General features: G+C 49.6%; 9 protein-coding genes. All 9 read right to left on the bottom strand.

Annotated features, from left to right (window positions below; all coding sequences use genetic code 11):
* Positions 1-135: 135 nt before the first annotated feature.
* Positions 136-597 (bottom strand): GNAT family N-acetyltransferase, encoded by a 462-nt coding sequence (locus OHJ21_RS03775; RefSeq protein ID WP_071218337.1) that lies wholly within the window; start codon positions 595-597, stop codon positions 136-138.
* A gap of 141 nt (positions 598-738) precedes the next feature.
* The gene (locus tag OHJ21_RS03770; RefSeq protein WP_486019314.1) at positions 739-2,604 is read right to left on the bottom strand and encodes an ABC transporter ATP-binding protein; all 1,866 of its coding nucleotides are present in this window, start codon (positions 2,602-2,604) and stop codon (positions 739-741) included.
* The gene (locus OHJ21_RS03765) at positions 2,601-4,379 is read right to left on the bottom strand and encodes an ABC transporter ATP-binding protein (RefSeq protein ID WP_100536378.1); all 1,779 of its coding nucleotides are present in this window, start codon (positions 4,377-4,379) and stop codon (positions 2,601-2,603) included. The genes OHJ21_RS03770 and OHJ21_RS03765 overlap by 4 nt, the downstream gene beginning before the upstream one ends.
* Before the next feature lie 528 nt (positions 4,380-4,907).
* Entirely contained in the window at positions 4,908-8,555 is a 3,648-nt protein-coding gene (locus tag OHJ21_RS03760; RefSeq protein WP_486019313.1) for a dynamin family protein, read from the bottom strand.
* Positions 8,556-8,853: 298 nt separating this feature from the next.
* Entirely contained in the window at positions 8,854-9,135 is a 282-nt protein-coding gene (locus OHJ21_RS03755; RefSeq protein ID WP_006209564.1) for a hypothetical protein, read from the bottom strand.
* A gap of 251 nt (positions 9,136-9,386) precedes the next feature.
* Positions 9,387-10,058, bottom strand: coding sequence for an endonuclease III (gene nth, locus OHJ21_RS03750; protein ID WP_076321029.1), 672 nt, complete (start codon positions 10,056-10,058; stop codon positions 9,387-9,389).
* A gap of 85 nt (positions 10,059-10,143) precedes the next feature.
* Positions 10,144-12,873: an S-layer homology domain-containing protein gene (locus OHJ21_RS03745; protein WP_100536375.1), complete on the bottom strand. Its 2,730-nt coding sequence runs from the start codon at positions 12,871-12,873 to the stop codon at positions 10,144-10,146.
* Positions 12,874-12,951: 78 nt separating this feature from the next.
* Positions 12,952-13,551 (bottom strand): GerMN domain-containing protein, encoded by a 600-nt coding sequence (locus OHJ21_RS03740; RefSeq protein ID WP_486019312.1) that lies wholly within the window; start codon positions 13,549-13,551, stop codon positions 12,952-12,954.
* Positions 13,552-13,589: 38 nt separating this feature from the next.
* Positions 13,590-14,969 (bottom strand): N-acetylmuramoyl-L-alanine amidase family protein, encoded by a 1,380-nt coding sequence (locus tag OHJ21_RS03735; RefSeq protein ID WP_100536373.1) that lies wholly within the window; start codon positions 14,967-14,969, stop codon positions 13,590-13,592.
* Positions 14,970-15,162: the final 193 nt, after the last annotated feature.

Here is a 15,162-nt window from a genome sequence, read left to right as displayed (position 1 = left end):
CCAGACATGATGTAGGGATCGATGCTTATTCAAGCGAAGAACTCTTCTTATATCGGTGGTCTTCCCATCGAGTTTTAGGGAGAAACAAGAAAAAACCCACCCCAAAATTGGGATGGGTTTATGAAAAGACGAAGACTACAGCTTTTTACTAAACTGGTATCCAGCCTTTTCAAATCCAATATGCTCATAAAATGCATGTGCGGGAGCAAGTTCTTCCCGGTTGCCGCTTGTGAGAAACAAGAGGTGGCTACCATGCTGTCTTCCCCATGTCTCTGCACCGCGAATCAATCTTTTGCCAATTCCTTGGCCGCGGTAGCTTGAGGTTACAATAACCGAAGTAATTTGAGTGACCGGTTCGGTCATAGTGAAGGATTTGACTTGACGAAGCATGATCATACCAACAACAACACCATCAACCTCAGCAATCAGATTGCCGTATAAAGGATTGTCGTTCATGGCTTCCATCCGTTCACGCATCACATTAAGCGTGGTCGGATAATTCAGTTCGCGCATCAAGGATGTGACAGCTTCCAAATCATTCTTCTCAAAGTTTCGAATCAGCAGTGCAGGCGCAGATAATACGCTTTCGATGCTCATTATACCCTCATGCTTCCCTTCTTCTATGAATTCTGAGTAAACTCTACTTCTATTTTGTAAGTTTACGAAGAAGATTGCAAGTATCAAGCGACATTTTTTTTACATTTGTGTCGGTTTTGTTAAACCTTTGTTAAGCCGTTTTTACAAAAATCGGTATTGTGCTTCAATCAACCCTTGGTACGTACCCTGCTTCTGCATAAGCTGGCTGTGATTTCCTTCTTCGATTATCTTGCCATGATCAAGCACAACGATATGATCGGCGTGGCGGATCGTTGACAAACGGTGCGCCACGATGAAGGAGGTTCGACCCTGAAGCAGCACTTTAAGAGCTTCCTGAATTTTTAATTCCGTCTCGGTATCGATACTCGCCGTTGCTTCATCCAGAATCAGAATCCGCGGATCGGCAAGGAGCGCCCTGGCAAAGGACAGCAGCTGCCGCTGACCCATGGACAGCATATTCCCGCGTTCTTCAACCTCGGTATCGTAGCCGCCCGGCATTTGGACGATAAAATCATGTGCGCCTACCGCCTTCGCTACATCCTCTATCTCCTCATTGGTTGCATCCAGACGGCCAAACCGGATATTATCCCGAATTGTACCGGAGAATATAAAGGTATCCTGCAGCACGATGCCAATCTGATTTCGAAGACTTTCAACCGTTACCGATTGGATATCGTATCCGTCGATGGTTAATTTACCTTCGGTAATATCATAGAATCGGCTGAGCAGATTAATGATGGTACTCTTGCCTGATCCGGTATGACCGACAAGCGCAATCGACTGGCCTGCCTTCACGTCCAGATTGATCCCTTTGAGAGCCTGGCGTCCTTTTTCGTATTCAAACACCACATTCTCCAGCTTGATATCCCCTTTAATCGTCGGCAATTTCTTCGCCCCAGGCTGATCATCAATGCTCGGCTTCTCGTCAATAAACTCAAAAATACGTTCAGAGGAAGCCATGGCGACAAGCAATTGGTTATACATTTGGCCAAGCCGATTGATCGGCTCCCAGAAGTTCCCTACATATTGGGTGAAGGCAATGAGCAGACCGATGGTGAGCTCGCCTTGTTGGATCAACACGGCACCAAGCCAGAACAAGATCAATGAACCGAAGCCACCGGTAATTTCGATAAGAGGTCCAAATCCTTGGTTCATGGCAGACGCCTTATCCCAGGACTTTTTGCTGTCCATGTTCATGTTGTCAAAGAATTTCATATTCTCTTCTTCTTGCGTGTAAGCTTGGGTCACGCGGATCCCTTGAATCGATTCATTCAAGTGGGAGTTAATCCGCGAGTTCCGAATCCGTACATCCTGCCATGCACGCCGGATGCGTACACGGAGTTTGGTCGAGATGAAGAACATGATCGGTACCGTGACAATAACAGCAAGACCAAGCTTCCAGTTTATTAAGAGAAGGATGACCACAATACCTACTAGCTGCACGCAGTCGATGATCAGATTGACAACCCCGTTAGTAAACAAATCTTGCAGGGAGTTAACATCATTCGTAACGCGGACCAGCACGGATCCAGCCGGACGCTTGTCGAAGAAATTAAAGGACAAGCGCTGAATATGCTGGAACAGATCCGCTCGAAGGTCATATATCACTCGCTGACCGATGATATTCGTAAACTTGATACGAAATATTCCGGCAACCCATTGAATGATATACATCGCCAGGACGGCTATCGTAATCTGATACAGCAAGGTCAGGCTGGGATTCCCACTCTTCGGTTCGATGGCCTGGTCAATGGCCAAACTGGTCAAGAACGGTATGGCAAGCTTCGTAATGGTACCGATGACCATCATAAGTCCGATTAGCGGGAGAATCTGTTTGGCATAAGGTTTCATATACGAAATCAGCCGTGTCAGCTGCATCCAGTTAAACGGTTTCTCAATCGCATCGTCGTCCTTGTATACAAAACGTTCATTGGGTTCTTCCGAGGACTTCCGCGGCCTCGGAATCTTTTGCTTTTGATGCGGTTCAGTATTTACATTGGCGTTCATGCTTGCACCTGCCCTTGCGTGCCTCCTGCTTGAGCTTGCTTCGCAATAAGGTCCGCATATTGTATTTTGTACACATCCTGATAAGGTCCTGGCACTGCAATCAAATCATTATGCTTGCCGCGCTGCACGACTCTTCCCTCATCCAGAACGAGAATTTCATCCGCATGACGTAAAGAGGAAATCCGGTGAGCGATGATAAACGTCGTTCTACCGTTCATGACTTCCTGGAAGCCGGATTGAATTTCATGCTCGGTTTCCATATCCACTGCACTGGTGGCATCATCCAGGATCAGAATTTTCGGATCCTTCAACAGAGCCCGGGCAATCGCGATCCGCTGCTTCTGTCCGCCGGACAGTCCCATTCCCCGTTCGCCAACGATGGTATCATAGCCATCCTTCATCTCCATGATGAATTCATGAGCCTTGGCCAGCTTGGCTACCCGGATGATCTCTTCCATACTGACGTTCTTCATCCCGTAAGAAATGTTATTTCGTATACTGGATGAGAACAGGAAGGTCTCTTGGAATACCGTGGCGATCTGGCTGCGTAAACTCCGCACCTTAATGTCATTAATGTTGACTCCGTCTAATTTAATACTGCCTTGGTTGACATTGTAAGCATGCATCAAGAGCTGTATTATAGTGGACTTACCAGAGCCCGTTCCGCCAAGCAAACCGATAACAGAGCCGGGACGCGCATCCAAATTAATATCTTTAACTGCGGCCATCTTATTGCCGTAAGCAAAGGTGACGTTGTCAAATACAACGTGTCCTTTCACTTCGCTTGGCACCAAATCTACAGCACGTTCGCGGTCTTCCACATCAATTGGCTGATTTAGCAGCTCCAACACACGTTCACCGGAAGCCTTGGACTGCGTATAGTTGTTAATATGGAAACCAATTCCCCAGAGAGGGCCGATTATGTACCAGATCAAGGTAAAGAATGCTGCTAACTCCCCAACCGTCATTGAACCTTTGATAACCATGGCACCGCCGACTGCAAGGAGAATGACGACACTGATATTCGCGAATAGTTCCATCATCGGGAAGTAGCGTGCCCACAGTGAAGAGGCAAAAATTTGGTTGGTTTTGTAGCGCTCATTCCGTTCGGAGAACTTCTCCACTTCGTGAGGCTCACGCGCAAAAGATTTTACGGTTCGAACACCCGTAATATTCTCCTGAACCGCGGTTGTCAGCGAGCTCAGCGCAAGACGCATTTCCTGGAAAGCCGGATGGATCTTGGATTCGAACTTCAGAGCTGCCACAACCAAGAATGGCATCGCTACCAAAGTAACCAGCGTTAATTGCCAGCTGATGGTGAACATCATGATGGAACCAAAGGTTATCATCAGTACTAAATTGAGAAGTTGGGCAAAACCGAAGCCGATAAACATCCGGATTGCTTCCAAATCCCCGGTAAGCCGCGACATCAAATCCCCTGTCCGTGCCGTGTCATAATAGCGGAACGATAGAAATTGCAATTTTTCATAGCAGGCGTTTCGTAACGAGTATGCCAGGTAGTTGCCTAGCCTCCCCCCAAAAAAACCGTGCAGAAACTGCATTGAAGCTTTCAGAATTACCACACCCAGCACAGTGAGTGCGAGCTGCGGCACGATGCCGTAATTCTCCAGCTTGATTGCATCGTCAATCAGCACTTTCAACAGCTGCGGATAGACAAGTCCTAAAGCGGTTGCAATCGCCAGACACAGAATGGAAAGAAAAAGATAACTTCGTTTCTCCCAAAAGAAGCCCTGCAGTTGCCTGAGAACATTCATGTTTATCCTCCTTTGGATTATTTTCGTTCAGGTTATGTAGCATTTATGAAGTTTATCATCGACCTGAACCCGCGGCAAAGAGGGAAAACCGTCATAAATGAGCCAAAAGGACCTAAAGGGGGCAAATAGTATAACTTATCTTTGTTTCATAATGAAATCATCGAAAATTCTCATTAATACTAGGGGATATAATCACATTGTCAGTCCCTTCAACCATCAGGCTTCATCCACGATTTCCGACTTTTTTGAACATGCTTGAAAAAGGGTAATATCCTAAGCCGTTTTCATCCTAGTGCGAACGCTGTAGCGGATTAAAATACGTCATACCATCCTATTAACCTTCATCAGCCCACGGTGAACATAGGAAAAAAGACGCCCCGCCATGTGGCAAATGGGACGCCTTTTGATTGAGAAGTATAGGTTTGGAGTTTAAGCTGCATATCATCGTTATGCGTTTGGGAGCTTCTGACACCAACAATAACTATGCTATTACGTTGGGTACTGCTCTTGATCGCATAAGAACCGTCATTACTGTGCTCCCTGAATCATAACTTCCAGCTCATCCGCCAGCTTACTCCACATCAACGGGGATTGGCCGTCCTGCAGCGAACCGAGAATGGCAGCCATGGATTCCTTCAGCTGTTCCTCCAACACCGAGACATGATGGTGCAATGAACGCTCGCTCATCCGAACATAGTGGTCCGTCAGCTGTTCTTCCCGAATGCTCACCACACTCGCCACGGCTTCCTTCACCTTCGGCTCAGCCGCTTCACGAAGCTTGGAGCTTCCGCTTCCCTCAAAGAAATGCTTCGGGTTCTTAAAGGACGACCAGAAGGACAACCAATCCCCCTGGATTTGCAGATCCGTTTCTTCCAGCTCCGGCGGTGACCAGTCCTTATCTGCCCGTATGGAAAGGGACAAACCCTCGGCCATACCGTTGATATCCGCTGCTGCTTTAAGCGCTGCGTCTTCAGCTAATTTGCGGCCGGCCATCTCTAATCGAAGCGTTGTCGCCCATAACTCCTGATCTAGCTCCATGGACATCGTCCGCATCAAATCACGTCCGCAAGCCGCAAAGGCCGATTTCAGGTGACCTGCATCCTCCCGGAGCACGGAAGGATTAAACGACTCCTGAAAGAAACGGTTCATGGCATAATCCAGCCGCTGCCGTACATGAAACAGCAGCTCGCTGCTTTCCTGCGCGATGTCGCGGGACATGTTAAACTCCGTTAAAGCCTCAAGGCGAGATAAGGCTTGTTGATGAACCTCTTCCAGCTCCACGATTTTACGCTCACGCGTGGTCTCATCCTGGGCTGCCATTTCGGCCCATGCCCTGATCCGGTCCCTAACCGAAGCCAGTTCATCATAAGCAGCGCGCTGTGAAAGCCTTGGCAGCTCTTCAACCGCAAATCGACTAAGCGCTCCTTCGAATACCGGAAACCCCGATTCCTTCAATTTTGCTTCATCCCCATCCAGCTTACTATCCAGCGCAGCCAGACTGGAAACGGGGAAGATATGCGGGCTGCCTACCCCGCTGGATGTCAGATTGGTACGAACATGCTTCACGACCTCATCCAGTTCCTCTTCGGATTGTGCAAGGTCTGCGGCATTGACGATAAAAAACATTTTATCCAGGGCAAAACTGTCTTTAACCCTGCCCAGTTGGGACAGGAATTGCCGATCCGCTTTGGAGAAGGCATGGTTGTAATACGTTACGTAAACGATGGCGTCCGCATTCTTAATATAATTGAACGTGACGCCCGTATGCCGGGCATGCAGGGAATCCGCTCCCGGCGTATCCACCAGCACAATCCCCTGCTCTGTCATCGGACAGCTGTAATATAGATCAATTCCGTCGACAAAACAGGATTTGGTTTCGTCCGCCACATAGCCCCGATATTCCGCCAGCTCTACCGTTTCCGTCGTACCAAGTTTGGATTCCATCACATCCCAACCGGCGGCGGCGGCCTTCAGAAACCCGTAATGCGGCAAGCCTGCCGGGTGAATACCGGCTGGATTCAATCCTTCTGCCGCGCTCCGCCAATTGCCCGGATTCGGTTCCTGGAGACCCAGCACGCTGAAGGAGTACTTCAGATCGTCCCACCACATCTCGCGGCTCTTCATCCGCACGGCTGCGGTCCCATGGGATTTCCCTTCAACCGGTGCCAGAATCCGGTTCACCGCCGCCGTTGTCGGGTGCGGTGACACCGGTAGGACCGACTCGCCTAGCAGTGCATTGGCGAAGGAGGACTTCCCGGCGCTGAACGCACCGAACAGCGCCAAAGTGAACGAGCCGCCCGCAAGCGCATCCGCGCGGGCGGTCAAATCCCGCGCGGCCGAGACAAGCGCGGGATGCGGCGCCAGCAGCGCTGCTGCTGCGCGCAGCTCGGATGCCGCGGCATCCAGCCGCTGGCGCCGCTGCGGTGCCGCCGCCTGCGCAGCGGCGGGGCGGGGCGCCGTGCGCCCTAGCCCCGGCTGCGCCGCCGGGGCGCCGCCCTGGGCAGCCCCTTGCGCGGGCTGCCCTTCCGGCTCCCTCACCTCCGGCAGGAGGCCGGGGGTGAGGGAGGTGCGCGGCGGGAGCAGCTGCGCCAGCTCAGCCGCGCGGGCGGCTTCCGCCTGCTGCAGGGCTGCGTAGCTGGCGGAAGCCGCAGATTGCGCCAGGAGCTCGGCGCCCTGGCGCTCCAGCTCCTCCAAACGGACGGCCGCAGCGTCCGTCAATACCGCCTTCAGCCGGTCGGCAAGCACCAACGCGGCCCGGCGGTAGCTGCCCTTGATTTCCTCGGCCAGCTCCCGGTTATAGTTCAATACATATTCGCCGGACACCGTCGCTTCCGGATTCACGGTCCGCGTGATCATATCCTCCCGCACGCCGGGAAGCTCAGCGTCCATCAAACTCTCCCATTCCGTATTCCACTCCGTATGCTGTTCCACGCTTTTGCGGAACAGCGAACGCAGATGCCAGTCGATCTGCGCTGTCGTCTGTTCCTCCAATCGATGATGGAAAGCCTCCAGACGGCGCCGACGCTCCTCCTCCGTTTTGCCGCCTGTGAACAGAAACCCGACTTTAAAACCGCTCTTCCGGCTTTCCAGAAAGGCCAAACTTAAATCCCGAACATCCGCCGGCGTCAGATTGGCATTTGCCAGAAGGGTATCCGCTTCTTTGCGAAGTTCCGTGCGGACGGATTCCGGCAGCAGCTGCGCGGATCTTTTTTGATCCTCCAGCTCCTGCAGCCGCGCTTTCATCGCCGCAGCGGCCTCCTCGCCGCCCATTTCCTCCAGCAGCCGCTCCTTCTCTTCCTGATGGCTGCGGGTATAGGCTTCCACATGCTGATCGGCAGCATGACGAATGGAGCAGGATACGCTGTAGCGCAGCAACGGTTCCTTATGGGATATGAGTTCGCCCATCAAAGACTTCAGCGTCCCCCATTGATTATAGGGATGGTCCTGAACTTTAAGCGAAGTGCACAGCAATCCTTTATACGTGATCTTCCACTGGGCGAACGCCTTCTTCACGTCGTTCAGATAAGAAGTCAGCGTCAATTCGTCATCACGATGCTTGTCGATCTGATTGACGATCAGGTACAGCGGCTTCCCCCAATCCGACAAACTCTTGGCAAACATCAAATTGCTCTCCGACTGCACATGATTATAATCCATGACGTAAAAAACGATGTCAGCCATATGCAGGGCGGAATGCGTGGCAAGCCGGTGCCCGTCATCGGTTGAATCGACCCCGGGCGTATCCATCAAGACGCCGTCTTCGCCAAGCAGCGGCACATCATCCCACACCTCAATCGCGGAATACTCCCGGCCCTCCTTGCAGTATTCGGCAAGCTCGTCAATCGTTACCGTTAAAGGCTCGCCAGGCTCCGCAGCAGATCGGTGAATCAACGCCCGTGGCTCACCGCTTCGGATTGTAACCACATTCGCACTTGTCGGTACCGGACCCGAGGGCAGCACCTTTTTGCCGCAAAGCGCATTAATCATGCTCGACTTCCCTGCGGAAAAATGTCCGCAGAAGGCAAGCGTCAGTTCGCCGCCTGTACCCTTGCGTATTAAATCCTCAGTCAAAGCGGAGGAAGACTCGTCATTCCATTCCAAGAAACGGTCCCGAACTCTCGTGAGTTCCGTAACACTGTATCCGATTTCATGCTCAGCCATCAACTTCAATGTCATTTCTCGCTCCTGTCCATTGATCTCTCTCAATTTCTGACACAATCTATTCACATCGTTTTATTTTATCACCGCTTGCGCCGTAAAGGAATCATTGCATTTTATTTTCGACCGTTGCCTTGATATGACAGTCCTTGATCTATGCAAAATGGCAGGCCAAGGAAGTGATCTTCCTTGCCTGCCATGGATCCAAAGCTTCATGAAGCTGGAACATACAGGAGGAATGAGGTGAGAATTCACACTCGATTACCCTGTAAGAACCAGGTTTATCTCATTTTTTAAAACATCAAATTTAAAGAACTTAAGATACAACGGTGTTTTCTTCTGCCGGTATCAAAATTTCGAACACATTTCCATGCTGCAGAATGGTTAAACCGCGTGATTTATCACGCATAACAACCACTTCGGGCTTTTGTGACATGCGCTCCAAATAATGCTCGGGAGCATCCCCGGAATGACTGAACGTCACGCCTTCGACTTCCTGCTCTTCATTTTCACTCAGTTGGCTTTGGCTCTCCACCACATGTTCAAAAATATCTGAGAACAATTCAAAATTGTCGGTGTAAACAGAGATGCATTTCATGTGTAATCCCATCCTCTTTTAAATTTAGCTCATGCCGATCCAGGATACGTCCTCTTACACCTTGCGAAAAGCGACTTTTGATCACTGTTGTTTCCAGATTTCCATTCTCCCATGCGGCTAAAGATAGAAATCCGGAGACAAAGGCAAGCCCAGCGCTTGCTTGCAATTATGTCCATTTCGCTAGCTATTCATTAGAGTGCCGTATTCCCAATGAATCTGATGAACCTCTTTTTTGTCTATTCTTGCTGGTATTACAGTTGTTCCTTATTCTTCCTGACTGCTAAGGTTTTCATACGTTTCTTTCCTTCACGGCAAACATCGAGCAAGGGGCATACCGGGCATTGCGGATTTTGAGCCTTACAGTGATACCGTCCGAAAAAAATGATTCGATGATGGGTCAGCGTCCATTCTTCACGCGGTACCCGCTTCATCAGCTTTTTCTCCACTTCCAGCACGGAATCTTTCCAGGCGGCCAGTCCAAGTCGCTTGGAAACCCGCTCCACATGCGTGTCAACCGCGATGGCAGGCACACCAAAGGCATTAGAAACCACGACATTGGCGGTCTTGCGTCCAACCCCAGGTAATTTAACCAGCTCATCATGAGCTTCCGGCACCTCACCGCCATACTGCTCGATCAGAATCCTGCACAAATTCTGAATATGTTTGGCCTTGTTCCGGTATAATCCGATCCGTCTGATATCCTGCTCAAGTTCCTCGATCGGTACCGATACATAATCCAAAGGCGTTTTGTATTTCTGAAACAGATCCTTTGTCACTTTATTAACCGTTTCATCCGTGCACTGGGCGGACAGCAGCACGGCGATGGTCAGCTCAAACGCATTGCTGTGATTCAGTTCGCAATGTGCATCCGGAAACATGCTCTCCATCGTGTCCAAAATATGCCGTACCGTTGCCGCATTCATATGATTTCCCTCCCGCAAAAAAAAATCTTGATGCGGAAATCCCCGCATCAAGACGGTGTTTCTCGAGCAATCCCAGGTCGATAATTTACTGTTTTACGATCTCAACAACGACACCGTTGTTTAAGTACAGTACAATATTATCATTTTCCTTAAGGGATTGCACGGACAAAGTAGTGTCACCTTGATGAACAAATACTTTATCGGATAATGTATACCGGTAATTATCATTAATCGATTTACGCTTAACTTGAATTTCCGTATTGCTCGCCTGCCAGAATGCGCGTTCAACCTTCTCCAGAACCTGGACAATGGTTACGCCTTGAATATCCTTTCGAATCTCCACGCGATCTCCCGGAGTCAATGTGGTTAAGTTCGAAGCCGTTGAACCATTCTTCACGACTTTAACTCCACCGCTTACTCCTATCGTCTGGCTATTGCCCGCATGATCCTTCACGGTCAGTGCATTTGCGGATGCATCAACGCTAGTCACTTCGCCAAGCGTTAATTTAACTTCAGCGATCGCGACAGCCATCACACCTTGCAGCGTAATGTTAACGAGTGTCCCGGGACGCAGGTCCGCAAGCAGAATCGCTTGTCCGCTATCACCGGTCAATGTTGCTTTGTCGGTATAAATATCGCTTGTGGAGCCGTTCGCTTTCACTCGAATCCGGTTTTTCGCAGGTTCAGTAAAAACCACCTCGAATTGCGCGGAAGTTTTGAGCTTCAAGCTCTGCAAGTAATCTTGATTGGTTGACAGCTGGGCTGACACTTCGTCACCGACCCGTACATCGGCCAGCGACGCGCTCGATTTGCCGAAGATTTCCACAATCAAAGTGCTGTTGTATGGAATTTCCTCCACTTTTCCAGTGGCGTCCACAATCGATATCACTTTCTTGGATGTGTTAATGCTGCTGATTTTACCTTCAACTTTATACACCACTTCCAATGAAAGTGCACGGGTACCAATCAGCGACACGCTTACTTTACGTCCTGCGCCTAGCAGTGGTTCTACCTTATCCAGCGTCGTTCCATTGCTTGATTCCAGCTTCGTCTTATCATCCAGGATGATGACCCGAGGCTGGTTGTTGGCATCCTTAACGGTCAGCCAGTGCGTCTTCGAATCGTAGTTTACAATGGTGACGCCGTCGAGCTGCTCCATTTGACGACCCGTTACTTCGATCTTCGTGATTTTTTCTTCCCCGTTGATGGTCAATGTCACTTGATCGCCGGATACCGCGTCAGCGAGCAAATCGGACAGAACAGGTTTCACCACACCGCTCATAATGATTTCCGGCTTCTCAGCCAAAAACTTTGTTTCGAGCTGTGTGCTTCCACTGCGTTTGTAGGTGATGGTCTTTCCGTTTTCTTCAACGGAGTACAGCATCGCCTGCACGGTACGATCAACGCTTTGCGTGACTTCCAACGACTGAAGGATGCTGTTTTTTACCGTAAAATTGACGGTATAGCCGTTCTTCAACTCGGCCGGAGCCATTATCTGGTTCTGATAGCGAATGACGGTGGCATCATCCCATGTGTACGTATCCTCATAACCGGTGCTATCTTTAAGGGTTACTCTTTTGTTTACCGTATCCACGTTCTGGACGACGCCCGCCCCCGTCTTGTTAACCAAGCCGCTCTTTACGCGGATGGACACAATTTTCTTCTGCGGACTGTACGTTTCGCGCTCAATCGTAAGCAGACTGCCGGCAGCCAGTGTCTTCGGATCGATCTTGGTCCCGTTCTGATCCAGGAACACCGTGCTTGGCTCGTAACTCAGCTCTTCAAAGGTGCTGCCTGTATCCAGCCAAATGACGTTGTTCGGCGACAAGCGTGCGTACGTGCGGTCAAACCGCTCCACTTGCTGGGTTGGATCGGTAATTTCCACGTAAGCAGCCGTTCCGTTATTCACAACGACTACCGCTTGGGTGTATGGATTAATCTCCGAGAATTGCAATCTCTTCTCCGAATCGGATGTGAAATACGCTGTGGAATTATCCAGCTTAAATGAATTCAGCTTGCCATCGGCATACAAATCCAGTTTTCCATTCTCAATTGAAGCAATAGAGCCTTTGTATTGGTTCTCATAATTTGTGGTGATGTAGGCTTGAGCCCGGCTAAGGAACGTTGCAAGCTGGGCACGGGTAACGGCCCCTTGCGGATCGAACTTGTTGCCGTTCACACCTTTTGCAAGTCCCAGCTCAACCGCAACATTGACATAGCCCAGACGATCCGGGGATATCTTGGCGTTATCCGCAAAGCCTGTCGCTTTATTTTTGGCTGCATTGGCCTCCGCGGTTCGTCCAATGGAACGGACAAGCACTTCGGTTATCCATTCCCGGGATGCTTTCTGCGCGCCCCAAATAACTTTCTCATCCGTATATCCGGATTCTTTTTGCTTGTCGAGCAGGTTTTGCTGAAAAGCCAGTTCAACATATTTCGTAAAATAATCATTCACTTTAACATTTGTCGGTAATGTCGCAGCGCCGCTGCTTAATTGATCCTGCATGCTTAAGAACCGGATCGCCATCGTTACAGCTTCCTGCTGCGTTACGGGATCGTTCGGACGAAACTTTCCGTTATTCCCGGTCACGATCCCCTGTGCTGCTAACTGATAAATGTACTTTTCTCCCCAATATCCGGCATTAACATCACTGAATGCGTTAATGGGCGTTTGGGCTGCATTTGCCGTTGTCGCATTTGCCGCTTCTTCATCTGCCGAGACGATCGAAGCCCCGCCTCCGAATGCTATAAGTCCGGCCATGACGGCGGAGACCACTTTTTTGGAATGAACATGTTTGCTGTGTCTAAGTACCATTTTCTTTCCCCTCTCAATAACTACTGCTTCATCATATACTAATATTCGACAGCAGATCGTGATCTCCTTCAACCATCATTACCGAGTCATTGGATTTTCCAAATCGACATGACCCATTAACGATTCGGTCTGCTGACCATCCACCAGAATTTGAAGTGATTTCACCTCGTCAAACTGGAAAAAAGTTTTTTTGATCGCATCGACGGCAAACGACTCCCCGCCTGCACCCAGGTTGGCTTCGTCCGGAACCGTCACATCGAGCGTCAATGCCCCGTTATCAAATGTCAGTGAATTCAGCCCGATTTTGTCCCACAGAGGAATCATTTCGGCATGATTACTCTTCTGCAATGCTTGATAAGCCGCTTCGTATTTTTCTTGATCTTCCTTATACGAAATTTCTGCCGTGCTTTCTACCAGCTCCATCAAATCAGGATCCGTGTAGTAGGCTTTGATGCTCTCTGTTTTCGCTTCCGGCGTCGTCACTTCGCTGCCATTCCCGGTAGACGATCCACCTGATCCATTCGACGTTCCGCTATTACTCTGTCCTGTCTGATCATCAGGCTTAGGCGTTACTTGCTCCGGCGTATTGTCCGGAGCTGCTCCGGGTTTCTGTCCACAACCGGCGCCAATCAGCATTACGGCTGCCAATAGACCAGTCGACCATATTTTTTTATTCAAAAGTAGCCACCTCCTGCAATCACGATCACTGTCGTATCTTAATCAACCTTTAAATAATTTTTGATGCCTCTGACAATAGCCTCGGCTACTCGATCCTGTGTTGCCGGATCAAACAGCTTGCTCTCATCGGTCTTGTTACTCAGGAACCCGACTTCCAGCAGGGCGCCAGGCATTTTCGTCTCGCGAATGACATGGAAATTGCCATATCTCACTCCGCGGTCCTTTAAACCCATGGCCTTAACGATCTCTTTATGGAGTGCATTCGCCAGGGCTTTGTCAGATTCATTGTAGTAATACGTTTCGGTTCCGCTTGCAGTGGAAGGGCCGCTATTAGCATGTATCGATATGAAAACATCAGCCTTCAGATCATTCGCAATCTTCGCGCGATCCTTCAGCTCGAGGAAAGTATCGTTACTGCGAGTCAAAACGACTTCGATATTTTGTTCTTTGGCCAACAGTTTCTCAACTTTCAGAGCCATTGCGAGGTTGAAATCTTTCTCCCTCTTCTTCGTTACACCAATTGCTCCAGGGTCGTGATCTCCATGACCCGCATCAATGACCACGAGTTTCTTTCCGCCTGTACCAGGTGTCGGGTTAGAACCCGTATTCAAATCCACAATGAACAAGCCCGATCCGTTCTCAAGGCCTGAAATGGTGTAATTCTTGGCGTAGTTGAGATCAATGACAATTCGCACGGTCATTGGGTTGCTGTTGTAAAGGGAGTAACGGACGGCTTTGACATCCGGGTAACCCGTTACCGCCATCTGACCGCTTTTCGTCACGTCATCAAAGCTGGCATTGCTGCTGAATGTATCCGAGAAATTCGTGTTCACCATATCAATGACGATACGGTCCGGACTGCTAAGTTTGGATACATTCGGCTTCGTATTGCCCGTAACGGCTACCATCAGCCTGTTTTCGCTGAAACTGATACCGTCCACGGTCGACGTAGCTACGCCAGGTTCTTCACCAGGGTTATTCCCCTCGTAAGACGAGGTCAGATAGACTGCCTTCTGCGCGTTATCCCATCTTACTTGAAGGCCCATCTGCTCACTTACAAAACGGATGGGAACCAGTGTTGTTCCGCCACGAAGAACAGGTGCTTTGGTCATTTGAACGCGCTGACCGTTGATGTCAGCTTGCTGACTTCCAATCACCATTGTTACAGTCTGCGAGCCGTCTTGGACAGTTACCGTCTTGGTTGCCTTGTTCCAGTACACGTCAAATCCCAAATTCTCGGAAATGACACGGATCGGAACCATGACTGTACCGTTATTATTCTCGACCTTCACGCCAGATGACAGATTGATTTGTTGGCCATCCAGGTAAATCTTTGCGCTGTACGAACTCGCATCCGCCATTTTAGGAAACGCAATCATGATGACAACCAGAAACATTAAAAAACCGAACTTCTTCATCCTTCACCCCTACCATCCTATTATTTTGCCATAGATTGGCGTTTCTGCACTCGGCCTGTCCGACATTACCTGACAACCTATAGACGCAAAGTCACAATGAAAGTTGCGAAAATGTTCCCTTTTTACCAAAAAAACACCTATTTCAAAAACCGAAATAGGTGTTTGGTCCTTCATATGAAATTCAACATTGGTT

The organism is Virgibacillus sp. LDC1 (genome assembly GCF_025792345.1).
Taxonomy (GTDB): domain Bacteria; phylum Bacillota; class Bacilli; order Paenibacillales; family Paenibacillaceae; genus Paenibacillus_AQ; species Paenibacillus_AQ lautus.
This window is presented reverse-complemented; position numbering and strand designations above follow the sequence as displayed.

What these genes read in the sequence shown, in the direction of transcription:
- OHJ21_RS03745 (WP_100536375.1), bottom strand. Translation starts at nt 12,873, where the DNA reads ATGGTACTTAGACACAGCAAACATGTTCATTCCAAAAAAGTGGTCTCC.
- OHJ21_RS03775 (WP_071218337.1), bottom strand. Translation starts at nt 597, where the DNA reads ATGAGCATCGAAAGCGTATTATCTGCGCCTGCACTGCTGATTCGAAAC.
- nth (WP_076321029.1), bottom strand. Translation starts at nt 10,058, where the DNA reads ATGAATGCGGCAACGGTACGGCATATTTTGGACACGATGGAGAGCATG.
- OHJ21_RS03760 (WP_486019313.1), bottom strand. Translation starts at nt 8,555, where the DNA reads ATGACATTGAAGTTGATGGCTGAGCATGAAATCGGATACAGTGTTACG.
- OHJ21_RS03735 (WP_100536373.1), bottom strand. Translation starts at nt 14,969, where the DNA reads ATGAAGAAGTTCGGTTTTTTAATGTTTCTGGTTGTCATCATGATTGCG.
- OHJ21_RS03755 (WP_006209564.1), bottom strand. Translation starts at nt 9,135, where the DNA reads ATGAAATGCATCTCTGTTTACACCGACAATTTTGAATTGTTCTCAGAT.
- OHJ21_RS03770 (WP_486019314.1), bottom strand. Translation starts at nt 2,604, where the DNA reads ATGAACGCCAATGTAAATACTGAACCGCATCAAAAGCAAAAGATTCCG.
- OHJ21_RS03765 (WP_100536378.1), bottom strand. Translation starts at nt 4,379, where the DNA reads ATGAATGTTCTCAGGCAACTGCAGGGCTTCTTTTGGGAGAAACGAAGT.